Annotated in this window: 22 protein-coding genes; 13 read left to right on the plus strand and 9 right to left on the minus strand. The window is 70.4% G+C overall.

Annotated features, from left to right (window positions below):
* Positions 1-108: 108 nt before the first annotated feature.
* Both ACWEOO_RS11310 and mce read right to left on the minus strand, forming a co-directional pair.
* Positions 109-1,008, minus strand: coding sequence for an anti-sigma factor RsbA family regulatory protein (locus ACWEOO_RS11310; RefSeq protein WP_452142845.1), 900 nt, complete (start codon positions 1,006-1,008; stop codon positions 109-111).
* Between the two features lie 52 nt (positions 1,009-1,060).
* Positions 1,061-1,492 (minus strand): methylmalonyl-CoA epimerase, encoded by a 432-nt coding sequence (gene mce, locus ACWEOO_RS11315; RefSeq protein WP_452142846.1) that lies wholly within the window; start codon positions 1,490-1,492, stop codon positions 1,061-1,063.
* Between the two features lie 125 nt (positions 1,493-1,617).
* Here mce and ACWEOO_RS11320 point away from each other — a divergent pair, with 125 nt between their 5' ends.
* The 4 genes from ACWEOO_RS11320 to ACWEOO_RS11335 all read left to right on the plus strand — a co-directional run bounded on the left by ACWEOO_RS11320 (position 1,618) and on the right by ACWEOO_RS11335 (position 5,108).
* A complete protein-coding gene (locus ACWEOO_RS11320; protein ID WP_359930226.1) occupies positions 1,618-2,820 on the plus strand; it encodes an acetyl-CoA C-acetyltransferase in 1,203 nt (400 codons plus the stop codon).
* Between the two features lie 10 nt (positions 2,821-2,830).
* A complete protein-coding gene (gene meaB, locus ACWEOO_RS11325; RefSeq protein WP_452142847.1) occupies positions 2,831-3,787 on the plus strand; it encodes a methylmalonyl Co-A mutase-associated GTPase MeaB in 957 nt (318 codons plus the stop codon).
* Positions 3,788-4,143: 356 nt separating this feature from the next.
* A complete protein-coding gene (locus tag ACWEOO_RS11330) occupies positions 4,144-4,302 on the plus strand; it encodes a hypothetical protein (RefSeq protein WP_355483178.1) in 159 nt (52 codons plus the stop codon).
* A gap of 89 nt (positions 4,303-4,391) precedes the next feature.
* Positions 4,392-5,108, plus strand: a complete 717-nt coding sequence (locus ACWEOO_RS11335; RefSeq protein WP_452142848.1) for a PH domain-containing protein — start codon at positions 4,392-4,394, stop codon at positions 5,106-5,108.
* Positions 5,109-5,119: 11 nt separating this feature from the next.
* On the opposite strand, the gene ACWEOO_RS11340 is transcribed toward ACWEOO_RS11335, so the two are convergent.
* The 4 genes from ACWEOO_RS11340 to ACWEOO_RS11355 form a co-directional block, all read right to left on the minus strand.
* Entirely contained in the window at positions 5,120-6,367 is a 1,248-nt protein-coding gene (locus ACWEOO_RS11340) for an RNA polymerase sigma factor (RefSeq protein ID WP_452142849.1), read from the minus strand.
* Positions 6,364-6,711: a YciI family protein gene (locus tag ACWEOO_RS11345; protein ID WP_452142850.1), complete on the minus strand. Its 348-nt coding sequence runs from the start codon at positions 6,709-6,711 to the stop codon at positions 6,364-6,366. The genes ACWEOO_RS11340 and ACWEOO_RS11345 overlap by 4 nt, the downstream gene beginning before the upstream one ends.
* Positions 6,712-6,772: 61 nt before the next feature.
* The gene (locus tag ACWEOO_RS11350) at positions 6,773-7,495 is read right to left on the minus strand and encodes a maleylpyruvate isomerase family mycothiol-dependent enzyme (RefSeq protein WP_452142851.1); all 723 of its coding nucleotides are present in this window, start codon (positions 7,493-7,495) and stop codon (positions 6,773-6,775) included.
* A gap of 45 nt (positions 7,496-7,540) precedes the next feature.
* A complete protein-coding gene (locus ACWEOO_RS11355) occupies positions 7,541-7,990 on the minus strand; it encodes a DUF4231 domain-containing protein (protein WP_355699942.1) in 450 nt (149 codons plus the stop codon).
* Between the two features lie 32 nt (positions 7,991-8,022).
* Here ACWEOO_RS11355 and ACWEOO_RS11360 point away from each other — a divergent pair, with 32 nt between their 5' ends.
* The 6 genes from ACWEOO_RS11360 to ACWEOO_RS11385 all read left to right on the plus strand — a co-directional run bounded on the left by ACWEOO_RS11360 (position 8,023) and on the right by ACWEOO_RS11385 (position 15,449).
* Positions 8,023-8,526: a MarR family winged helix-turn-helix transcriptional regulator gene (locus ACWEOO_RS11360; RefSeq protein WP_359930236.1), complete on the plus strand. Its 504-nt coding sequence runs from the start codon at positions 8,023-8,025 to the stop codon at positions 8,524-8,526.
* 167 nt (positions 8,527-8,693) lie between these two features.
* Entirely contained in the window at positions 8,694-10,367 is a 1,674-nt protein-coding gene (locus ACWEOO_RS11365; protein WP_359930238.1) for an acyl-CoA mutase large subunit family protein, read from the plus strand.
* A 58-nt stretch (positions 10,368-10,425) separates the two neighbouring features.
* Positions 10,426-12,078, plus strand: a complete 1,653-nt coding sequence (locus ACWEOO_RS11370; RefSeq protein ID WP_452143082.1) for an NAD-binding protein — start codon at positions 10,426-10,428, stop codon at positions 12,076-12,078.
* A gap of 43 nt (positions 12,079-12,121) precedes the next feature.
* A complete protein-coding gene (locus ACWEOO_RS11375; RefSeq protein WP_452142852.1) occupies positions 12,122-13,069 on the plus strand; it encodes a tetratricopeptide repeat protein in 948 nt (315 codons plus the stop codon).
* A 79-nt stretch (positions 13,070-13,148) separates the two neighbouring features.
* Positions 13,149-14,030, plus strand: a complete 882-nt coding sequence (locus ACWEOO_RS11380) for a MurR/RpiR family transcriptional regulator (protein WP_452142853.1) — start codon at positions 13,149-13,151, stop codon at positions 14,028-14,030.
* A 39-nt stretch (positions 14,031-14,069) separates the two neighbouring features.
* On the plus strand, positions 14,070-15,449 hold the full coding sequence (locus ACWEOO_RS11385) for a hypothetical protein (protein WP_452142854.1): 1,380 nt from the start codon (positions 14,070-14,072) through the stop codon (positions 15,447-15,449).
* Here ACWEOO_RS11385 and ACWEOO_RS11390 read toward each other — a convergent pair whose 3' ends face one another.
* Positions 15,450-16,619 carry a citrate/2-methylcitrate synthase gene (locus ACWEOO_RS11390; protein WP_452142855.1) on the minus strand — a complete coding sequence of 390 codons (1,170 nt, stop codon included), beginning with the start codon at positions 16,617-16,619 and terminating at the stop codon, positions 15,450-15,452. It abuts the gene before it with no gap.
* 74 nt (positions 16,620-16,693) lie between these two features.
* Here ACWEOO_RS11390 and ACWEOO_RS11395 point away from each other — a divergent pair, with 74 nt between their 5' ends.
* Positions 16,694-17,833: a citrate/2-methylcitrate synthase gene (locus ACWEOO_RS11395; RefSeq protein ID WP_452142856.1), complete on the plus strand. Its 1,140-nt coding sequence runs from the start codon at positions 16,694-16,696 to the stop codon at positions 17,831-17,833.
* Here the strand turns inward: ACWEOO_RS11395 and ACWEOO_RS11400 are convergent.
* Positions 17,826-19,259 carry a flavin-containing monooxygenase gene (locus tag ACWEOO_RS11400; protein ID WP_452142857.1) on the minus strand — a complete coding sequence of 478 codons (1,434 nt, stop codon included), beginning with the start codon at positions 19,257-19,259 and terminating at the stop codon, positions 17,826-17,828. The genes ACWEOO_RS11395 and ACWEOO_RS11400 overlap by 8 nt on opposite strands.
* Before the next feature lie 118 nt (positions 19,260-19,377).
* Here ACWEOO_RS11400 and ACWEOO_RS11405 point away from each other — a divergent pair, with 118 nt between their 5' ends.
* Both ACWEOO_RS11405 and ACWEOO_RS11410 read left to right on the plus strand, forming a co-directional pair.
* Positions 19,378-19,749, plus strand: coding sequence for a YciI family protein (locus tag ACWEOO_RS11405; protein WP_452142858.1), 372 nt, complete (start codon positions 19,378-19,380; stop codon positions 19,747-19,749).
* A gap of 2 nt (positions 19,750-19,751) precedes the next feature.
* On the plus strand, positions 19,752-21,032 hold the full coding sequence (locus tag ACWEOO_RS11410; RefSeq protein WP_452142859.1) for an RNA polymerase sigma factor: 1,281 nt from the start codon (positions 19,752-19,754) through the stop codon (positions 21,030-21,032).
* On the opposite strand, the gene ACWEOO_RS11415 is transcribed toward ACWEOO_RS11410, so the two are convergent.
* Positions 21,016-21,438 (minus strand): MerR family transcriptional regulator, encoded by a 423-nt coding sequence (locus ACWEOO_RS11415; protein ID WP_355699930.1) that lies wholly within the window; start codon positions 21,436-21,438, stop codon positions 21,016-21,018. The genes ACWEOO_RS11410 and ACWEOO_RS11415 overlap by 17 nt on opposite strands.

The following is a 21,438-nucleotide window of genomic DNA, read 5'->3' on the forward strand; positions in this document are numbered from 1 at the left end:
GTGTGAGCGGAACTTACCGTCGAGTATGCACGCGTGGCTGTGCCCTGTAACACAGCGGAGGACGGGTGAGACGACCGTCACTTTTCCAGTCCACCGTTGTCAGTGGTCTTATCGCAGTCGCGTATGCAGCCGCACCTGCGTGAAGCCGTCGCCCGACCGCAGTTGCGCCAGGTCGCACAGCTGGTTGGCCAGCCAGACGCCCCGGCCGCCGAGCCCGTCCAGCGGCGGCAGCACCCGCCCGATCAGCAAGTCGTCGATCCGCCCACGGTCGAGCACGTCGCAGATCAGCGTGCCGTCGGCGATCCACAGCGCCAGCCGGCCGCGCCCACCTCCGAACCGGATGCTGTTCGTGCAGATCTCGTGCAGGGCCAGCGACAGATCCTCGAGCCGGTCCCGCGACACCCCGTGCGACGCCGCCTGCCCGCTCACCCACTGCCGGATCTCCCCGAGGTCGTCGGGCCCGAACTCCCAGTGCTCGGCGCGGTCCGGGATGTCGTCCAGCGCGGTTCGGAATCCCTTCTCCGCAAGGGCTTCCGCCGCCGAATGCGTCGCCGTCGGGTCGATTCCCACGGACGCCTCGTACGCGCACCACAGCCGGAACGACCGGTCGTGCGCGAAGGCGATGCCGGTCAGCGCCTCGTGCAGCAGCACCTCGTCGTACGCCGCCTGGCTGCGGCCGGGGTACGCCGGCTCGCCGAGCGCGCGGACCGGGCCGGGGTGCTGGTCGAGGACGTCCCGCCAGAACGGGATCAGCCGCGCGGGGTTGCCCCCGGCAACGGTGATGTCGGTGAAGCAGACGTCGTGCCGCAACGGTCCGAGGGCGTCGCGCAGCACGGCGATCCGCTCCGGTGGCAGCACGGCCACGATGGTTTCCCCCGCCGCCAGCCCCTGCCGTACGAACCGGGCCGCGCGCTGCACGAACTCCTCGTCCGACGCGTGGACGAAGGCGTCGTGCTCGAACCCGGCCGGCGCACCATGGGAGGAATCGGTGGCGCTGTCCTTCAGCACCCGCACAGCTTAGGCCCTGTCCGGCAACTCGGGGCGGTGTTCTAGCGAGCCGTCACGCCGGGTGGGAGACCGGTGGCTCCACGAGTTCGACGAGCACGCCGCCGGCCGATTTCGGGTGCACGAAGTTGACCCGCGAGCCGGCCGTACCGCGCTTCGGCTCGTCGTACAGCAGCCGGGCGCCGCGCTCCCGCAGCACCTCGGAGACGGCGTCCAGGTCGCGGACCCGGTACGCGAGCTGCTGGATCCCGGGACCGCGCTGGTCGAGGAACCTGGCGATCGGCGAGGCGGCCGACAGCGGCGCCAGCAGCTGGATCGAGGAGCCCGAGTCGCCGACCGACAGCATCGCCTCCCGGACGCCCTGCTCCTCGTTGACCTCCTCGTGCGCCACGGTCATGCCGAACACGTCGGCGTAGTACCGGACGGCCTCGTCGAAGTCGGGCACCGCGATGCCGACGTGGTCGATCGCGTCGAACAACTGATCCATGCCGCCAGCGTGGCCCAGGACGTCTGCGGAGGCCATCGAAAGTGGCCCACCCGACACGATCCGTGTGACCCGTCTGACGTGCTCGAGCAGCGGCGTACCAGTGCCTGCGCAGGTATCGTGACGGCATGTCTGACACGCGGAACTCAAGCGTCATCGTCGCCGGTGCACGGACCCCGATCGGGCGGTTGCTGGGTGGCCTCAAGGGCTTCACCGGCGCCGAGCTCGGCGGGTTCGCGATCAAGGGCGCACTGGACAAGGCCGGCGTCGCGCCGGACCAGGTCGAGTACGTCGTCATGGGCCAGGTCCTGCAGGCCGGCGGCGGTCAGATCACCGCCCGTCAGGCCGCGGTCAAGGGCGGCGTCCCGATGGACGTCCCGGCCATCACCATCAACAAGGTCTGCCTGTCCGGGCTGAACGCGATCGCCCTCGCCGACCAGCTGATCCGCGCCGGCGAGTACGAGATCGTCGTGGCCGGCGGCATGGAGTCGATGACCAACGCGCCGCACCTGCTGCCGAAGTCCCGCGAGGGCTTCAAGTACGGCGACACCACGCTGGTCGACTCGATGGCGTACGACGGGCTGTGGGACGCCTTCACCGACCAGGCGATGGGTGCGCTGACGGACCAGCAGAACAACACCGTCGAGAAGCTCAGCCGCGCGGAGCAGGACGAGTTCAGCGCCCGTTCGCACCAGCGCGCCGCCGAGGCCTGGAAGAACGGCCTGTTCGCCGACGAGGTGGTCCCGGTCGAGGTGCCGCAGCGCAAGGGCGACCCGATCGTGGTCGACAGCGACGAAGGCGTCCGCGGCGACACCTCGGTCGAGGCGCTGGCCAAGCTGCGGCCGGCCTTCGGCAAGGACGGCACCATCACCGCCGGTTCGGCCTCGCAGATCTCGGACGGCGGCTGCGCGGTCGTCGTGATGAGCAAGGCGAAGGCCGAGGAGCTCGGGCTCAGCTGGATCGCCGAGATCGGCGCGCACGGCTCGGTCGCCGGACCGGACTCGACGCTGCAGAGCCAGCCGGCGAACGCGATCGTGAAGGCCTGCGCGAAGGAAGGCATCGCGCCGGCCGACCTCGACCTGATCGAGATCAACGAGGCGTTCGCGGCGGTCGGGATCGCGTCCGCGCGCGAGTTGCAGGTCGGCGAGGACAAGGTGAACGTGAACGGCGGCGCGATCGCGCTCGGCCACCCGATCGGGATGTCCGGCGCGCGTCTGGTGCTGCACCTGGCGCTCGAGCTCGGCCGCCGCGGCGGCGGTGTCGGCGCGGCCGCCCTGTGCGGCGGCGGTGGCCAGGGTGACGCACTCATCGTGCGGGTCCCCCAGAGCTGACCCAGAGCTGATGCCACGTCGTACGGCGCCTGTCGGCGAGCTGGTCGAGCGGGCCCGGGAGGGTGACTCCCGGGCCGTGGCCCGGCTGATCTCGCTGGTCGAGGACGAGTCGCCGCTGCTGCGGGACGTGATGGCCGCGCTGGCGCCGTACGCGGGCCATGCGCACATCGTCGGCATCACCGGGTCGCCGGGCGTCGGCAAGTCGACGTCGACGTCGGCCCTGGTGTCGGCGTACCGGGAGACCGGGAAGCGGGTCGGCGTCCTCGCGGTCGATCCGTCGTCGCCGTTCTCGGGCGGCGCGCTGCTCGGCGACCGGGTGCGGATGCAGGACCACGCGACCGATCGCGGGGTGTTCATCCGGTCGATGGCGTCGCGCGGGCATCTCGGCGGGCTGTCGTGGTCGACACCGCAGGCGCTGCGGGTGCTGGACGCGGCCGGGTTCGACGTGGTGCTGGTGGAGACCGTCGGCGTCGGGCAGTCCGAGGTCGAGATCGCCGGGATGGCGGACACCACGCTGGTGCTGCTGGCGCCCGGGATGGGCGACGGCATCCAGGCGGCCAAGGCCGGGATCCTCGAGGTCGGCGACATCTACATGGTGAACAAGGCCGACCGGGACGGCGTCCAGTCGGTCACCCGGGACCTCCGGGCGATGCTGGCGCTGGCCGAGCGCACCGAGGGGGCCTGGTCGCCGCCGATCCTGAAGACGGTTGCGTCCCGCAACGAGGGCGTCGCCGAGGTGGTGCAGGCGATCGAGGACCGGCTGGAGTGGATGCGCGGGAACGGCGTGCTCACCGACCGCCGGCGCAGCCGCGCCCGGGACGAGATCGAGGCGATCGCGACCACCGCGCTGCGCGCCCGGTTCGCGCACCTGCACGGTGACGCGCGGCTCGACGTCCTCGCGGCGAAGGTCGCCGACGGCGGCACGGACCCGTATTCGGCGGCCGACGAGTTGATCGCCGCGTTATGAGGTCCCGCGGATCAGTGGTGCCTGCTGCGCGCCACCACAGATCCGCGCGACCTCTGTGACGATTGTCTCGCCGTGCAACAGCCGGCCACGCAGTGTCACATTGTGTCTTTGCTTTTCGTTCACCAGGAGTTGTGCCGAATCCGGGCAAATACCGCGGGATTTACGCTGAGTACGGTGGTCCCCGTCTCAGGGCGGCGCGCCGATGGCTGCCGTGCCCCCCAATCCGTTACAGAATGGACCTTGTAGCTGGTGAGCATTGTGCGGTGGGCTGTGTTCAGTCAGTGACAATTGGTGACGGTCCGTGATACAAACTCAAACACAGTCGACCGAGTGGGTTAGGAACAAGGAGTGGCGACATGCCGAAGAAGCTGTTGATCTGGTCGCTCATCGCCTTTGCCGGCTTCTATCTGTTCACTCAGCCGGCCAACGCCGCCAACGCGGTAGGTGGCGCGTTCTCGGCTGTTGGTGACGCTTTCACCAGCGTCATCGCCTTCCTGACAGCGCTGTTCAGCTGATCTGCCGTTTCGAGTGTCCCGTGACGCGCCGTCGTGCGGGACACTTGGATGTACGGGGTCACACAACAGCGTGACAGGGGAGTGAGCGGATGGCCGGAATAGGCCTGTTCCGGATCTTCGACCCGAAGGTCCGGCGCCATCTGATCTCGGACGAGGGCGAAGTCGTCATCGACGAGGTCCGGCAGCACTGGGTGGTGTACTCGGTGCCGATGCTCGAGGTGGTGCTGGCGGCGGCGCTGCTGGTCACGATGGCCACCACCGCGATCGGCGGGCAGCCGGTGCTGCTGGCCATCGTGCTCGTGCTGTGCGCGCATGCCTTCTGGCAGTTCCTCACGCACCATCGGGACCGGTTCGTGGTCACCAACATGCGGGTGATGCGGATCCGCGGCGTGTTCTCCCAGACCGTCGCAACGACCCCGATCGCGCGGGTCCTCGACATCACCCTGCAGAAGCCGATCATCGGCAGGGTCTTCGGTTACGGCCACTTCGTCTTCGAGTCCGCCGCGCAGGACCAGGGCTTCCGCGAGATCAAGTGGGTCAGCCGGCCCGACGACCGCGACCTGACCATCCAGCGCGTCATCCAGCGCACCGGCCTGCGGGCCTCGGCAAGTGTCGACGTACTCCAGGGGGACGAGGACTCCGACGACGACGGCACCGGTCCGATCGGGATGGACTCGGCGCAGGAGGTCATCGCGAGTACGCCGGCGCCGGCCGCCGCGCAGCAGTCCCGTGCGGCGTCTCCGCCGTCGTCCGGCTCGAAGTCGATCTTCAACAGCGAGCGCGGCAACTGGACCGACAACGACTGACCCGCGCGGGTTCAGTGCTCGAGCGGTTGTCGCTGGGCGAGCCGGCGGAAATGGGCCCGGCGGCGTTCCCGGTGTGAGCGTTCGGGATGGTTGGGCGGGGCGACGGCCAGCGCTTGGTCCAGTTCGTTGACGGCTTCGGCGTACCGCTTGGTGCGGGCGAGCAGCTCGGCCCGGACCGCGTGCCGGCGGGAGCTGGGCGGGATCGCGTCGAGCAGTTCGAGTGCGGTGTCCACCTCGCCGGTTTCGGCGATCGCGACGACGCGGGCGAGGTCGGCGGCCGGGCTGGGGGAGACCTCGACGAGCAGGTCGTACAGCCGGACGATCTCGCGCCAGTCGGTGGCCGGGTAGCTGGGGACGCGCGCGTGCTCGGCTGCGATCGCGGCTTGCAGCTGATAGGCGTCGGCCTGCCGGGCGGATCGTTCGAGTGAGTCGTTGAGCAGCGTCACGCCGCGCGTGATGAGTTCCTGGTTCCACAACGAGCGGTCCTGCAGATCGAGCGTGACGACGTCGCCGGCCTCGTCGAGGCGGGCCGGTCGACGCGCCTCGGTGAGGAGCAGGAGCGCGAGAACAGCGGTCGGGGTGGGCTGACCGGGAAGCAGCGAATGCAGAAGCTCGGCCAGCCGGATCGCCTCGCCACACAGGTCGACGTCGTACGCCGCGTCGCCCTCGGCCGGTGCATGACCGGCGGTGTAGAGGCTGTGGATGACCGCGCAGACCGCGGGCAGCCGTTCGGGGAACTCGTCCTCTGTGGGCACCCGGTACGGGATCCGGGCGGCCGCGATCTTCTGCCGCGCCCGCACCAACCGCTTCGTCGTCGCCGCCTCGGTGGTGAGCAGGACGCCGGCGATCTGGGCGGGGGAGAGGCCGCAGAGGGTGCGGAGCGCGAGCGCGACCCGGGTCGGCGGGGACAGCGACGGGTGGCAGCAGGTGAAGATCAGCCGCAGCAGGTCGTCCTGGACGACGTCCTCGGTGTCGACCTCCCGCTTGGACAGCTCGATCAGGTCCGCGCCGTCGCGCTCCTTGGCGCCGCGCGACTGCTCCCGGCGGATGATGTCGATCGCCTTGCGCCGCGCGGTCACCGTGAGCCAGGCGCGCGGTTCCGGCGGTACGCCGGTGACCGGCCACGCTCCGAGCGCCGCCACCGCCGCTTCCTGGACGGCGTCCTCGGCGAGCTGGACGTTGCCGACGGTCCGGATCAGGGTCGCGAGGATCCGCGTCCCCTCGATCCGGATCGTCTCGGCGAGGGCGTCGTGGTTCATCTGGCCAGGATGACCGGCCTGACCTCGACGGCGCCGCCCCAGGCGGCCGGGATCTCGGCGGCGATCCGCACTGCTTCCTCGAGGTCGGCGGCCTCGATCAGGTAGTAGCCGGTCAGCGCTTCCTTGGTCTCGGCGTACGGTCCGTCGGTGGTGACCACCGGTCCGCCGCGGGCGCCCTCGACCCGGACGACGGTCGCCGTCGCGGTCGGGTGCAGCACGGCGCTCGCCTTGACCTGCTCGGCGAACTCGGCCCCGAACCTGCGGTACTCGGCCAGCTCCTCGGCCTGCTCGGGCGCCCACCAGTCGACGTCGGCGGTGTAGGTCAGTGCTAGGTACTGCGCCATGGGAGTCCTCCTTCTCGTCTGTTGTGAAGGGAACGAACGCCAACCCCCACAGAGGACATCATCACTGCGAAGCCTCGGAAATTCTTCCGCGGAAGGCGCGCACCACGTTCGGGTCGCCGACGACCTCGATCGTGTCCTCGCCGGCCCTGCCCCACAACCACAGATAGACCTGCGCCGGATCCCCGGTGACCTCCGCCGCCGCATCGCCGTCGGCCCCTTGCCGTACGTCGACCCGCGTCGCGTCGGCGGACACGGTCCAGGAGCGGCCGGCCGTGGTGAGCCGGACCGTCGCGTCGATCGGGTACGCCGTGTCGCCCTCTTCCCACCACGGACCGCCGAGCGTCGGGTACAGGATCTCGTCGATGCCGTCGAGGGCCAGCTCGGGATCGATCGGGCTGACCGCGTCGTGCGCCTGCTCGACGTCGATCCGGTGCACGACGGTCTCGTGCGCCATCCGCCGGTGCCAGAACGCCGACGTCGGGTCGCGCGGGCTGAACGTCCACGTCGGCGTCCCGGTCCCGGCCGCCGTCAGCGCGTCGACGATCGCCGCCCGCGCGTCGTCGTACCACTCCAGAGAGGTGCGGCCGGAGAAGTCCGGCGGCCACGGGTCGGGGAGGGCGCCGAGCTTCAGCACCTCGACCTTGTGCACGTAGACCGTCGCGACGTGCCGCACCACGTCGTCGACCGTCCACCCCGGGCAACTGGGCACGGCCGCGTCGAGCCCGGTCCGCGCCACCTCGCCGAGCCGGGCGCTCTCGACCCGCACATGCTCCAGAAAGTCCATGCCCGAACCATCGCAGGGCCCATGGACAGTTTCAGGCGCACGCCTTCAGACGCTTCGCGCCTTGAGCGCTGCCTCCCAGTCCTCGGTCTCGGTGTGACTGATCTCGACGACCCGCTCGGCGAGCAGTTTCACCGGGTCGCCGGCCTTGGCGTACCGGCCGGCCTTCTGGGCGTACAGCCAGGCCTCGTTCCGCAACTCCTGCGCGGTCCGGGTGTAGGTCGGGTAGGAGTCCTTGAACCCGAACAAGGTCCGGATCCCCTCGGCCAGCGCGATCACACCGCCCAGCGTCGGAGCGAGCCAGGTGGGCGCCTTGATGGCCACGGAGATCGCGATCACCAGGGCGGCCAGGAGTTGCACGGTGCCGAGCGCGCGGTACCAGATGCGGGCCCGCCGGGACTGCGCGGCGTACCAACGGAACCGGATACTGATCAGCTGCTCGGCGGGCGCGTCGGTCCCCAGCGCGGGGAAGTCCGAATCTCTGAGTCTTCTCGACATGGTGGGACAAGTGTGGGGTTAAGGTTCCGCCCATGGCCAGGAAGAGGGCGTTGCCGTTCGATCCGATCGACGAGGCGTCGCGGCAGTGGGGCCGGCGCTGGGGCGCCGTCGAGCAGATGCGGGCCGTCACATCGCTGATGCGCGCGCAGCAGATCGTGATCAACGAGCTGGACGAGATCCTCCGCAAGCACGGTCTGACCTTCGCCCGGTTCGAGGCCCTGGTGCTGCTCACGTTCTCGCGCCGCGGGTCGCTGCCGCTCGGCAAGATGGGGGAGCGGCTGCAGGTGCATCCGACCTCGGTGACGTCGATCGTGCGCCGGCTGGAGGCGGCCGGGCTGGTGACCCGGACGCCGCACCCCGACGACGGCCGCGCGGTGCTCTGCGAGATCACCCCCGAGGGCCGCGACCTGGTCGAACGCGCCACCGCCGACCTGGTCGCCGCGGACTTCGCGCTGTCCGGCCTCACCGACGACCAGTTGAAGATGCTCTGGTCCGTCCTCGAACCCCTCCGCCACAACGCCGGCGACTTCGCCTGACGGGCGGACGCCCACCACTCACCAACCGCGCCACGAACCACGCCGGCACGCTCGAGGCCGGGCGACCCGGCGCGCTCCGCTGAGGTTGGTGAGTGCTGGGCGTCCGGCAGTGGAAAATAGTTGGACGTCCTAGTATTTTGGGACCAGTCTCTAGGGAGGTCTGACTGATGGATGCCGAGCAGATCGCGGCCGGCCGGAGCCGGTGGCAGCAGCGGTACGACGCGGCGCGCACGCGGGAGGCGGATTTCACCACGCTGTCCGGCACCGAGGTCCGGCCGGTGTACGGGCCGCCCGAGGGGGTCGACGACCCGCGGATGGAGCGGATCGGCTGGCCGGGCGAGTTCCCGTTCACCCGCGGGCTGTACGCGACCGGGTACCGCGGCCGCACCTGGACGATCCGTCAGTTCGCCGGCTTCGGCAATGCAGAGCAGACCAACGAGCGGTACAAGATGATCCTGAACGGCGGCGGTGGCGGCCTGTCGGTCGCGTTCGACATGCCGACGCTGATGGGCCGCGATTCCGACGAGCCGAAGTCGCTCGGCGAGGTCGGGCACTGTGGTGTCGCGATCGACTCGGCCGCGGACATGGACCGGCTGTTCAAGGACATCCCGCTCCAGGACGTCACCACCTCGATGACGATCTCCGGCCCCGCCGTACCGGCGTTCTGCATGTACCTGGTCGCCGCCGAGCGCCAGGGCGCGGACATCTCGAAGCTGAACGGGACGCTGCAGACCGACATCTTCAAGGAGTACATCGCGCAGAAGGAGTGGCTGTTCCCGCCGGAGCCGCACCTGCGCCTGATCGGCGACCTGATGGAGTACTGCGCGACCACGATCCCGGCGTACAAGCCGCTCAGTGTCTCCGGCTACCACATCCGCGAGGCCGGTTCGACGGCCGCGCAGGAGCTCGCCTACACCCTCGCCGACGGCTTCGGGTACGTCGAGCTCGGGCTGTCCCGCGGCCTGGACGTCGACGTGTTCGCGCCCGGCCTGTCGTTCTTCTTCGACAGCCACCTGGACTTCTTCGAGGAGATCGCCAAGTTCCGCGCCGCCCGCCGGATCTGGGCGCGCTGGCTGCGCGACGTGTACGGGGCGAAGACCGACAAGGCGCAGTGGCTGCGGTTCCACACCCAGACCGCCGGCGTTTCGCTGACGGCCCAGCAGCCGTACAACAACGTCGTACGGACCGCCGTCGAGGCCTTGGCCGCCGTACTCGGCGGGACGAACTCGCTGCACACCAACGCGCTCGACGAGACCCTCGCGCTGCCGACCGCGGAGTCGGCCGAGATCGCGCTGCGCACCCAGTCGGTGCTGATGGAGGAGGTCGGCGTCACCAACGTGGCCGACCCGCTCGGCGGTTCCTGGTACGTCGAGGCGCTCACCGACGAGATCGAGGCCGAGGCCGAGGAGATCTTCGCGCGGATCAAGGAGATGAGCCCGGACGAGACGATGACCGGCGGCATCCTGCGCGGCATCGAGGACGGCTGGTTCATGGCCGAGATCGCCGACGCCGCGTTCGAGTACCAGCAGAAGCTCGAGAAGGGCGAGAAGAAGATCGTCGGCGTGAACACCCTCACCGACACCGTGTCCGGCGAGCTGGAGATCCTCCGGGTCTCGCACGAGGTCGAGGTCGAGCAGTGCCGGGTGCTGGCGGAGCGCAAGTCCCACCGCGACGAGGACCGGGTACGTCGTACGCTATCGGCTCTGGTGGAGGCGGCCAGCGGCACTGGCAACCTGATCGAGCCCATGCTGGAGGCAGTGCGTGCGGAGGCCACGATGGGGGAAATCTGTCACGTTCTTCGGGAACAGTGGGGAGAGTACCGGGAGCCCGCCCGATTCTGACGAGCCGCCGCCGTCCGGTCAGGACGGCGCCCGCGATCCGGCCGACGGCCGCCGGGTTGTGGTCTGCGGTTCGGACCGGACGATGCTGCGCGTGGTGACCGAGCTGGTCAGTTCCGGCGAGCGGGTGACCGCGATCGTGAACCCGGCGTCCCGGCACTACGACCGGATCGGTGAGCTCGGCGCGACCGTGATGGGCGCGCGGGTGATCAGCGAGGGGCTGCTGCGCCGGGCAGGGGTCGACGCGGACGACGACGGTACGCCGTCGACCGCCCGCGCCCTGGTGCTGCTGGACACCGACGACGTCCACAACGTGCACACCGCCCTGACCGCACGGGACATGGATCCGGAGCTGCGGATCGTCGTACAGATGGTGAACCCGCGGCTCAGCAAACAGCTGAACGACCTGCTCGGCGACTGTGTGGTGGTCAACGGGCCGTCGCTGGCCGCGCCCGCGTTCGTGTCGGACGCGCTCGAGGACGACGAACTGACCTGGATGGAGCTCGGCGGTCAGCGCGTCGTCGTGGGGCCGGCCGACCTGATCCGCGAGCCACACACGACGGTGCTCGCGGACACCACCTCGTCGGCCACACCGCAGCTGCTGCCGGCGTCGAGCGCGGACCCGGACGGCGACATCGTGCTCGGCACCGGCGTACGGCCGATCTGGCGCAGTCGCGACGTCCGCCCCGCGGGCTGGTTCATGGCGGTTCGCGACATCCTGGACAGCCGGGTGCGGAAGATCGCCGCGGTGATGGCGCTCCTGGTCGCGGCCGGTACGGCGATCGTCCACTACTTCGGCGGGATCGAGTGGTGGCGGGCGCTGTATCTCGCGGTCGGCGTGGTGACCTCGGCGGGGATCGACGACGACAAGTTCAACGACGCCCAGCCGTGGGTGAAGGTCAGTGCGGTCATGGTGCAGCTGACCGGGATCGTGCTGATGGCGCTGCTGACCGCGGTCGTGGTCGACTCGCTGATCGGCGCCCGGCTGTCGCGGATCATCGGCGGCGTCCGCGGCCGGCCGCGCAATCATGTCGTGGTGTGCGGCCTCGGGACGGTCGGCGCGCGGGTGCTGGAGATCCTCACCGAGCGGGGCGTCGCGGTCGTCGGCGTCGACCAGGACGAGGACGCGCCCGGTGTCCTGGTCGCGCACCGGCTGCGGATCCCGGTCGTGATCGGGGACAGCAGCAACGAGGAGACGCTGCGGTCGGCCGGCGTCCAGCGCTGTCAGTCGGTGCTCGCGATCACCGACGGCGACATCACCAACCTGGAGTCGGCGATGGTGGCCCGGGACCTGAACCCGGAGGCCCGGATCACGATGCGGATGTTCGACCACGACCTCGCGCAGCGGGTCGAGCGCCGGCTGGGTCTCGGCCACAGCCGGTCGGTGTCGATGCTGGTGGCGCCGGCGGTGGCGGCCGCGGTCGCCAACCGGCGCAAGCAGGTGACGATCCCGGCCGGACGCCGCGTCCTGCTGCTGACCGAGGTGAACGTCGAGTCCGGGTCGGTCGCGGGCGGGCTGCGACTCGGCGAACTGGACGAGGCCGGCGGACTGCGCGTGCTGGCCCGGCAGGATTTCGACGGCCCGTGGGACTGGGATCCGGAGCCGGACCGGGTGCTGCGGCCGGGGGACCGGCTCGCGGTCGCGGGCACCCGCAGCGGGCTCGCCCGGCTGCTGATGGCGACCCGGGCGCAGCGCGGTTCGGTCGCGTCGTAGAGGATAGAGCTGTGAACGGTACGTACGGATTGCGAGGACAGTGGTGAGCCAGTCCAACTTCTCCCGTCCCGGGGCGATCGACCTGTCGGCCCTGCGCAAGCCTGCTGGTGCGCCGGCACCCGGAGGCCCGGCGGGCGGTGCGCCGGCCGGCGGCGGCGGTGCCGCGGGGTCGTACGTGCTGAACGTGAGCGAGCCGACCTTCCAGAGCGACGTCATCGAGCGCTCGCTGCAGGTCCCGGTGGTCGTCGAGTTCTGGTCGCCGCGCTCGCAGGCGTCGGTCGCGCTCGGCCCGGTGCTCGCCGCGCTGTCCACGGAGTACGCCGGGAAGTTCCTGCTCGCGCGGATCGACATCGACGCGAACCCGCAGCTCGCACAGGCGGTCGGCGTGCAGACGGTTCCGCTGGTGATCGCCGTCCTGCGCGGGCAGGTCGTGCCGCTGTTCCAGGGCGCGCTCGGCGAGCCGGAGGCGCGGCAGTACCTCGACCAACTGCTGACGGTCGCGGTCGCGAACGGGATCTCCGGCCGCGCCGAGCCGGTCGGCCCGGCGGCGGACGGTCCTGCTGCGGACGAGGAAGAGCCGCCGAACCCGCGGTACGAGAAGGCCGAGAACGCGATCGGCACGGGCGACCTGGACGGCGCGATCGCGGCGTACGAGGAGCTGCTGAAGGAGACGCCGAACGACGCCGAGGCGAAGTCGGGGCTGGCCCGTGTGCAACTGGTGAAGCGGACGCAGGACGTGCCCGCCGATGTCCGGACGCGGGCGGCCGACAACCCCGCGGACGTCGAGGCGCAGATGCTGGTCGCCGACGTGGACCTGATGGGCGGGCACGTGGACGACGCGTTCGCGCGGCTGATCGCCACCGTCCAGGCGACCGCGGGCGACGAGCGGAACACCGTGCGGCTGCACCTGCTCGAGCTGTTCGAGGTCGTCGGCGCGGACGACGAGCGGGTCGGCAAGGCCCGTCGCCGGCTGATGGCCGCCCTGTTCTGATCGCGTGTGAATCGGCTGGCCGGAACCGGTCGGCGTGAATTCTTGTAAATAGCGCCGGAGTGCTCTGAGAATTCTTCACATGAGCGCTGTCGAGTCGCCGCCGCCGAGCCTGGAGGCACGCATCCACGGCCTGCTGCCGGCGCTCAGCCCGGCCCAGGCGCGGATCGCCGCCGAGGTCCTGCGGGATCCGGCGGCGGTCGCCTCGTCGACGATCGGGCAGCTGGCGGCCCGGTGCGGTACGTCGCTGCCCAGCGTCACGCGGTTCTGTCTCGCACTCGGGCTGTCCGGGTACGCCGAGCTGCGCCTGACGCTGGCGGCCGAGAGCGGGCGGAGCAGTCCGAGCTGGGAGCGTGGCACCGGCTCCGAGGTCGGCCCGGACGACTCGCTCGACGACGTACTGCGGACCCTGCTGCGCGCCGACACCCGCGCGCTCGAGGACACCGTCGCCGCGCTCGACGTGGACGCGCTCGGGCGCGCCGTCGAGGCGATCTCGAACGCCCGCCGGATCGACCTGTACGCCGTCGCCGGGTCGGCCGCCGTCGCCGAGGACCTGCGCCTGCGGCTGCACCGGATCGGGCGCGGCGCGAGCACCTGGAGCGACGTGCACACCGCGCTGGCCAGCTCCGCGCTGCTCGGCAGCGGTGATGTCGCGATCGGGATCTCGCACAGCGGCGAGACGCTCGAGGTCCTGGAGCCGATGACCCGGTCCGGCCGGCAGGGCGCGACGACTGTTGCCATCACCAACTATCCGCGGTCGCCGCTGGCGCAGGCGGCCGACATCGTGCTGGTCACCGCGGCCCGCGACGTCACGTTCCGCACCGGCGGCCTGTCCGGGCGGCACGCCCAGATGATCGTCCTCGACGCGCTCTACCTCGGCGTCGCGCAACGCGACTACCCCCTGGCCGAACAGGCCTTCGACGCCACGGCCGACGCGGTGTCGACGCATCGCCACCGTTCCTGAACTCCCGCACTCCGTTCGACCGCCTTCCGAAGGAGAGTCATGCAGAGTCCACACCAGACCCTTGGCCCGAGCCGCCGCAGCCTGCTGCTCGGCGCGGGCGCCACCGCCCTCACCGCGGCGTCCGCCTCGGTCGCCTCCGCCTCCACCGCCTCCGCTTCGATGGCTTCGGCTGCTGCCGAGGTCGCCGTACCGTCGCCGGACGTGCTGCCGCTGACGGGCGGGCCGGACTTCCCGATCGGGTTGTTCTGGCCGCCGCACCCGTTCGCGAGCACCGCGGAGCGGTTCGCGGAGATCAAGAACGCCGGGTTCGACTTCGTCATCTCCGGCAACTACGCCGGCGACGGCAACATCTTCACCTACCAGCTCGGGCTGGCCCGGGACGCCGGCCTGAAGATGCTGATCTCCGACGACATCCAGATCCGCAACATGTCCCGCTGGTTCTCGATCTCCGACACCACGACGGACTTCCTCAGCATCACCCCGGCCGAGGCCAAGGAGCTCTACACCCGGGCCCGGAACGCGTACGGCCCGTACTCGTCGCTGGCCGGCTTCAACTTCTACGACGAACCTGGCGCGGGCTGGTTCGCGACGCTGGCCAAGGCGCTGGCGATCTCCCGCGAGCTCGCGCCGCAACTGCTGCCGTACATCAACCTGTTCCCGTCCGACGACGCGTCGTACTACCGGAGCTTCGTCGACGTGGTGAAACCGTCGCTGATCTCGTTCGACCGGTACCCGCTGCTGTCCGAGGGCCGCGAGGACGCGAACTACTTCCACAACTGGGCAATCGTCCGCGACGCCGCGCTGCACGGCGACATCCCGTCCTGGGTGTTCATCCAAACGCTTGCCTACAACAACCATCGCGAGCCGACCGCGGCCGAGCTGCTCTGGCAGGTGAACATCAGCCTCGCGTACGGCGCGAAGGGGATCCAGTACTTCACCTACTGGACGCCGGAAGCCGCCCGCGGGGAAGGGTTCGGGCCGGCGCTGATCACGGTGGACGGCGAACGCACGTCGCGCTACTACGCCGCGCAGCAGATCAACACCACCTGGCTGCACCAGGTCGGACGCGAGCTGAAACCGTTGGTGTCCGAGACCGTCGAACATGTCAACGAAACCCCGCTGCCGAACGGGACCGTCGGTTTCACGCCGACGAGCCTGGTGTCCGGAATCTCCGGAGATCCGGTCGTCGTCGGCACGTTCCGCCCGCGGGACACCACCTCCGGCGACCGCTGGCTGCTGGTCGCCAACCGCTCCCACAGCACCCGCGCCCGTGCGGTGGTCTCGCTCAACAGCCAGACCGTCGGCTCGGCCGGAATCTTCCAGCCGGCTCGTCAGCAGTACGCCCCACAACGCGTCGGTCAGATCCCGGTGACTCTGGCTCCGGGCGCCGCGACCCTCATCAAGCTCACCGCCAAATAGTCACGTCGTCTGCCCGGTGTAGATGCCCATGGCCCGGAAACGGAGGGCTGGGGCCGCGTACTCCTCCAGGGCGTGCGCGGTCCAGCCCACCATCCGGGCCAAGGCGAACAGCGCGTCTCCGGCGTCCGGGCGGAAGCCGTACGCGTGCATGATCGCGGCGATCGCGAGGTCGCTGTTGGGGAACGTCGGCGTCCGCTCGGCGACCGCCCGGATCGTGCCGACGATCGGGTGGTCGCCGAGGAGTTCGAGCAGTACGTCGGCGCGCGGGTCGCGGTGCTGGTAGATCCGGTGGCCGAAGCCGGGGACCGGTTCGCCGGATCGCAACTGGTCCGAGAGTGCCTGCACCGGATCCCGTTGCGCGCGCTCCAGAAACTCGTAGGCGAGGGTCGGTGCGGCGCCGTGGTACTGCCCGTCGAGCGCGCCGAGGCCTGCCCAGACGACGGCGTACAGGTTCGCGCGGGCGCTGGCCGCGACCCGGGCCGCGATGGTGGAGACCGCGAGCCCGTGGTCGGCGAGCAGGATCAGCGCGGCGTCGAGCACCGCCGGCCGCGGTTCCGCGTCCGAGAGCTTCGGCCAGAGTTTCCCGCCCACCGTCGTACCGACGGCCGTAGGCCCCGGCAGCGCCGCGATCAACGTCCCGATCAACCTCCCGGCCGCCGCCGTCACCGAAGCCGCCGACAGGTCGAACCGCAACGGATCCGCAGCCCCCAACACCGCCACCGCCACCCGCAACCGATCCGTCGACCGAGCCCCCTCCGGCACCACCTCCATAGCTCGCCGAGCCAGCAAGACCCCCTCCCGATCCGCCGTGAACAACCCCTCTCCCGCAGCCACAGTCGTGGCGCCGGGTGTCCAGAGGAGGGTGGCTACCTGTTCGATGGTGGCGGTTGTGGCCAGGTCGCGGGCGGACTGGCCTCGGTAGTAGAGGGTGTCGTTCTCGAGGAGGGTGAGTTCGGATTCGATGCGTTCCACCACGCCGGAGTGTTCGACGGAGCGGGCGGCGAGGCGTTCGACGTCGGCGGCGGGGAACAGGCTGCCGCGGCGGCCGCGGGCGCGGACGCTGGTGAGGAGGCCGCGGCTGACGTAGGCGTAGACCGTCGCCGGTTTCACCTGCAGGCGGCGCGCCACCTCGGCGGTGGTCAGGTAATTCTCGTCACCTTCGCCCGGCATTCCCCGCTCCTCGCAGCGTTCATGTTGACTGGATCAATATTGACAACTGTTGATTGCCTGTCAACTCTGAAGCTATGTCATCAACGATCACTGCACCGCCCGGCCTGCGCAATGTCGTCGTCACCGAGACGACCCTCGGCGACGTCCGCGGCGACGAAGGGTTCTACCACTACCGCCAGTACTCGGCGATCGATCTCGCCAAGTCCAAGACGCTCGAAGACGTCTGGTACCTGATGTTCGAGGGCCACCTCCCGACCGACGCCGAGCGCGCCCGCTTCACCGCCGAGCTCGCCCCGCTGCGCGTCCTCCCCGCCGAGGTCGCTGCGGTCCTCCCGGCGGTCGCCACCGCCGGTACGACGTTCAACCCGCTCGCCGGTCTCCGCACCGCGCTGTCGCTGCTCGCCGCAGTGCGCGGTCTGCCGCCGCTGTGGGACGCCGACCCGGCCCGCCGCAAGGCCGACGCCATGCTGGTCTGCGCCGTGACGCCGACCATCCTCGCGGCCCTCTACCGGCTCCGCGAAGGACGGCAGCCGCTCGAGCCCCGCGCCGACCTCTCAGCAGCCGAGAACTGGCTGTACCTGGTGACCGGTACCGAGCCGACCGCCGTCCACGCGACCGCGATCGAGCACTACCTGGTCTCGACCGTCGACCACGGCTTCAACGCGTCGACCTTCACCGCTCGCGTGATCGCGTCCACCGGCGCAGACGTGGTCGCGGCCGTCGCGGGCGCGATCGGTGCGTTCTCGGGGCCGCTGCACGGCGGCGCGCCGGACCGCGCCCTCGCCAGCCTCGACGAGATCGGTACGCCGGACCGCATCGACGACTGGGTTCGCGCGAAGGTGTCCGCCGGCGACCGGATCATGGGCTTCGGGCACGCGGTGTACCGCACCGAGGACCCGCGCTCGCTGATGCTGCGCGACATCGCCCGCGGGATCGGCGGCGACCTGGTGGACTTCGCGACCACCGTCGAGCAGCGCATCGTCGACGTCCTCGCGGAGCTGAAGCCGGGCCGCAACCTCTACGCCAACGTCGAGTTCTACGCCGGTGTCGTGATGGAGCTGTGCGGCATCCCGCGCGCCATGTTCACGCCGACGTTCGCCGTCAGCCGCATCATCGGCTGGTCCGCCAACATCCTCGAGCAGTCCACCGACCCGAAGATCATCCGCCCGATCGCCACCTACGTCGGCCCGCAACCGCCGGCACCCGTCAGCTGAAGTGCATGATGCCGTCGTCGAGGCGGTTGTAGCGAAGCGTGAGCAGGTCGCGCGGGTAGTTCTGCCGTAGCCGCCACGGCCCCTGGGTGCCTTGGCGGGGGAGGAGGGCGGCGGCGCGGCGGATGTAGCCGGAGGTGAGGTCGACGACCGGGCGGGGCGGGGCGTCGTACTCGGCGGGGTCGATGTCGGGGACACAGATCCGGGTGCCGGTCGCGGTGAGGTGGTTGAGCAGCCGCGTGACGTACTTCGAGGTGAGGTCGGAGCGCAACGTCCAGGAGTTGTTGGTGTAGCCGATGCACCAGGCGAGGTTCGGTACGCCGCTCAGCATCATGCCCTTGTAGACGAAGGTGTCGTGCGGCGCGACCCGCCGCCCGTCGACCGTCACCTCGATGTTGCCGAGCGCAACCATACGGAGTCCGGTCGCGGTGACCACGAGATCGGCCTCCAGCTCCCGGCCGGACCGCAGCCGCAGTCCGGTCGGGGTGAACCGGTCGATCTCGTCGGTCACCACCGACGCCGAGCCGTTGCGCAGCGCCTTGAACAGGTCGGCGTCCGGGACCAGGCAGAGCCGCTGGTCCCAGGGCTTGTACCGGGGCGTGAAATGCGGATCCACAGGGATCGACGAAGGAAGCTGCTTGGCGACGGTGCTGTTCAGCAGCCACGCCGCGTGCGCCGGCCACTTCCGGAACGCGCCGTATACGGCGGTGCTCAGCGCGACGTTCTTCCCGCGGATGACGCTGTGCGCGAGCTTCTCCGGCAGTACGGCGCGGATGCGGTCGGACAGAGCGTCGCGCGCCGGACGGGAGGCGACATAGCTGGGCGACCGCTGCAGCATGGTCACATGCTCCGCCGTACCCGCCATCGCGGGCACCAGCGTCACGGCGGTCGCGCCGCTGCCGATCACCACCACGCGCCGGCCGGCGTAGTCCAGCTCGTCCGGCCAGTGCTGCGGGTGCACGATCTGCCCCTGGAAGTCCTCCTTGCCGTCGAAGTCGACGACGTACCCCGAGTCGTAGTCGTAGTACCCGCTGCACACGTAGAGGAACGAGCAGGTGTACGCCGTGTCCGCGGTCCGCACCGTCCACACCGCGTCCGCGGACGACCACGAGGCGCTGACGACGCGCTGGTTGAAGCGGATGTGCTTGTCGATGCCGTACGCCGCGGCGGTCTCGTGCAGGTAGTCGAGGATCGCCGGACCGTCGGCGATCGCCTTCGCCGCCTTCCACGGGTGGAACGGGAAGCCGAGCGTGAACATGTCCGAGTCCGACCGCACCCCCGGGTACCGGAACAGGTCCCAGGTGCCGCCGAGCGCGGCACGGCCCTCCAGCACGGCGTACGTGCGGTCCGGGCTGCGGGTCTGGATCCGGTACGCCGCGCCGATGCCGGACAGGCCGGCGCCGACGATCAGGACGTCGAGGTGCTCCATGTACCCCACGGTAATAAAGATTCTTGCCGGGTGTTGTCGATTCCGTGTCGGGGCGTTCGTCAGCAAGATGTCCAAGTAGGAAGCGCACGGAGGAAGCGCGAGACAAGGGGAGTCCGAGATGGCGCAGTACATGTTCCTGCTGTTCGACAGCGAGGAGTGGTACGACAACCTGACCCGCGACGAGTGGCAGCACGCGATGAAGCTGCACGGGGAGTTCGCGGCGGCGGTGGAGAAGGCCGGGGCGCGGATCCTCGGCGGGGAGGCGCTGGAGCGGTCCAGCACGGCGAGCACGGTCAAGAACCGTGAGGGCGCGGAGCCGCTGGTCACCGACGGGCCGTTCATCGAGACCCGGGAGGCGCTCGGCGGGTTCTACGTCATCGAGGCCCGGGACCTCGACCAGGCGCTGGAGCTGGCGAAGCTCTGCCCGTCCGGCAACATCGAGGTCCGGCCCGTGATGCCGACGTCCGAGGACGCCGCACCACCGGCCTGAGCGTGTCGTCGACCCCGGGTACGCCGGCGTACTGCCGCGCCGGCGTACCCGTCGGGCAGGGGGAGAAGGTGACCGAAGCCGTTGAGGTGACCCGGGTGGTGGACAGGGTGCACCGGGAGAGCTGGTCGACCGTGCTGGCGTCCGTGGTGCGCTTGACGCGCGACCTGGACCTGGCGGAGGACTGCACGCAGGACGCGTTCGTCCGGGCGCTCCGCACCTGGCCGGACGGGATCCCGGACAACCCGGCCGGCTGGCTGACCACGGTCGCCCGGCGGCTGGCGCTCGACCGGCTGCGTCGCGAGACCAACCTACGGCGGAAGCTGCCGCTGCTGGTGGAGGAGCCCGGCGACGCCGAGCAGCCGACGGATCCGTTGCGGCTGGTGTTCACCTGCTGCCACCCGGCGCTCGCGCGGGAGTCGCAGGTGGCGTTGACGCTGCGGCTGATCTGCGGGCTGACCACGCGCGAGGTCGCCGCGGTGCTGCTGATCGCCGAGGCGACGGCGGCGGCGCGGATCACCCGGGCGAAGAAGAAGATCGCGGCGGCCGGGATCCCGTACCGTATCCCGGCCGATCACGAGCTGCCGGCGCGGATGGATGTGGTGCTGACCGTCGTCCACCTGGTCTACACCGCCGGGTACGTCGCTACCGGGGCAGAGCTGACCCGGACCGACCTGACCGGGCGGGCGATCGAGCTGGCGCGGTTGCTGGAGCGGCTGATGCCGGACGAGCCGGAGCCGCAGGCGCTGCTCGGGTTGCTGCTGATGACCGAGGCGCGCGGCGATGCACGGGTCAGCACCGACGGCGAGCTGGTACTCCTGGCGGACCAGGACCGGTCGCGCTGGAACGGGAAGCTGCTGGCCGAGGGAGTCGCGCGGGCCACCGCGGCGCTGCAGCGCGGGCACGGGCGGTTCGCGCTGCAGGCGGCGGTCGCCGGTCTGCACGTGACCGCGCCGTCGTGGGAGCAGACGGACTGGCGTCAGGTGGTCCGGATGTACGACGCGATGATGGTGAGCTGGCCGACCCCGATCGTCGCGCTCAACCGGGTGGCCGCCCGCAGTCTGGTCCCGGGCGCCGACCTGGAGGCGGTGCTCGCCGAACTGGATGCCCTCGGCAAGGAGCCGGCGCTCGCGACGTACGCGTACCTCCCGGCAACGCGGGCCGACGTCCTCACCCGCCTCGACCGCCGGCCGGAAGCGGCCGAGGCCTACGAGAAGGCGATCGAGCTGACCGCCAACGAAACCGAGCGCCGCTTTCTGACCGCCCGGTTCACGAGTCTGCGCTAGGCGCCCAGAGCCGGTCCGCGTCGCCTGCTTCGAGGCGGCCCCGGTAGACGTCGATCTTGTGATCGATGAGCTCGAGGCTGTCCTGCAGCGCGGCGAGTTGGGTGAGAATCTCCGACCGGTGCGTCTCCAGCAGCTCCAGGCGGTCCTTCTCGTTGCCGCGGCCGGCCGTGACGAGCTCGGCGTACTTGCGAATGGTGCGGATCGGCATCCCGGTGGCACGGAACCGGGTGCAGATCTTGATCCAGTCCAGGTCGATCTGGCGGTACCGGCGGCGCCCGCCGGCGGTCCGGTCGACTGTGGTGACGACCAGCCCGGCGCGCTCGTAGTACCGCAGTGTGTGGACGCTGACGCCGGTGTGTTCGGCGGCTTCGGCGATACTGATCCCGCGTTCGTTGACTTCGAGCAC

This window comes from Kribbella sp. NPDC004138 (genome assembly GCF_053603655.1).

What these genes read in the sequence shown, in the direction of transcription:
- mce (WP_452142846.1), bottom strand. Translation starts at nt 1,492, where the DNA reads ATGGATCAGTTGTTCGACGCGATCGACCACGTCGGCATCGCGGTGCCC.
- ACWEOO_RS11320 (WP_359930226.1), top strand. Translation starts at nt 1,618, where the DNA reads ATGTCTGACACGCGGAACTCAAGCGTCATCGTCGCCGGTGCACGGACC.
- meaB (WP_452142847.1), top strand. Translation starts at nt 2,831, where the DNA reads ATGCCACGTCGTACGGCGCCTGTCGGCGAGCTGGTCGAGCGGGCCCGG.
- ACWEOO_RS11330 (WP_355483178.1), top strand. Translation starts at nt 4,144, where the DNA reads ATGCCGAAGAAGCTGTTGATCTGGTCGCTCATCGCCTTTGCCGGCTTC.
- ACWEOO_RS11335 (WP_452142848.1), top strand. Translation starts at nt 4,392, where the DNA reads ATGGCCGGAATAGGCCTGTTCCGGATCTTCGACCCGAAGGTCCGGCGC.
- ACWEOO_RS11340 (WP_452142849.1), bottom strand. Translation starts at nt 6,367, where the DNA reads ATGAACCACGACGCCCTCGCCGAGACGATCCGGATCGAGGGGACGCGG.
- ACWEOO_RS11345 (WP_452142850.1), bottom strand. Translation starts at nt 6,711, where the DNA reads ATGGCGCAGTACCTAGCACTGACCTACACCGCCGACGTCGACTGGTGG.
- ACWEOO_RS11350 (WP_452142851.1), bottom strand. Translation starts at nt 7,495, where the DNA reads ATGGACTTTCTGGAGCATGTGCGGGTCGAGAGCGCCCGGCTCGGCGAG.
- ACWEOO_RS11355 (WP_355699942.1), bottom strand. Translation starts at nt 7,990, where the DNA reads ATGTCGAGAAGACTCAGAGATTCGGACTTCCCCGCGCTGGGGACCGAC.
- ACWEOO_RS11360 (WP_359930236.1), top strand. Translation starts at nt 8,023, where the DNA reads ATGGCCAGGAAGAGGGCGTTGCCGTTCGATCCGATCGACGAGGCGTCG.
- ACWEOO_RS11365 (WP_359930238.1), top strand. Translation starts at nt 8,694, where the DNA reads ATGGATGCCGAGCAGATCGCGGCCGGCCGGAGCCGGTGGCAGCAGCGG.
- ACWEOO_RS11380 (WP_452142853.1), top strand. Translation starts at nt 13,149, where the DNA reads ATGAGCGCTGTCGAGTCGCCGCCGCCGAGCCTGGAGGCACGCATCCAC.
- ACWEOO_RS11385 (WP_452142854.1), top strand. Translation starts at nt 14,070, where the DNA reads ATGCAGAGTCCACACCAGACCCTTGGCCCGAGCCGCCGCAGCCTGCTG.
- ACWEOO_RS11390 (WP_452142855.1), bottom strand. Translation starts at nt 16,619, where the DNA reads ATGCCGGGCGAAGGTGACGAGAATTACCTGACCACCGCCGAGGTGGCG.
- ACWEOO_RS11395 (WP_452142856.1), top strand. Translation starts at nt 16,694, where the DNA reads ATGTCATCAACGATCACTGCACCGCCCGGCCTGCGCAATGTCGTCGTC.
- ACWEOO_RS11400 (WP_452142857.1), bottom strand. Translation starts at nt 19,259, where the DNA reads ATGGAGCACCTCGACGTCCTGATCGTCGGCGCCGGCCTGTCCGGCATC.
- ACWEOO_RS11405 (WP_452142858.1), top strand. Translation starts at nt 19,378, where the DNA reads ATGGCGCAGTACATGTTCCTGCTGTTCGACAGCGAGGAGTGGTACGAC.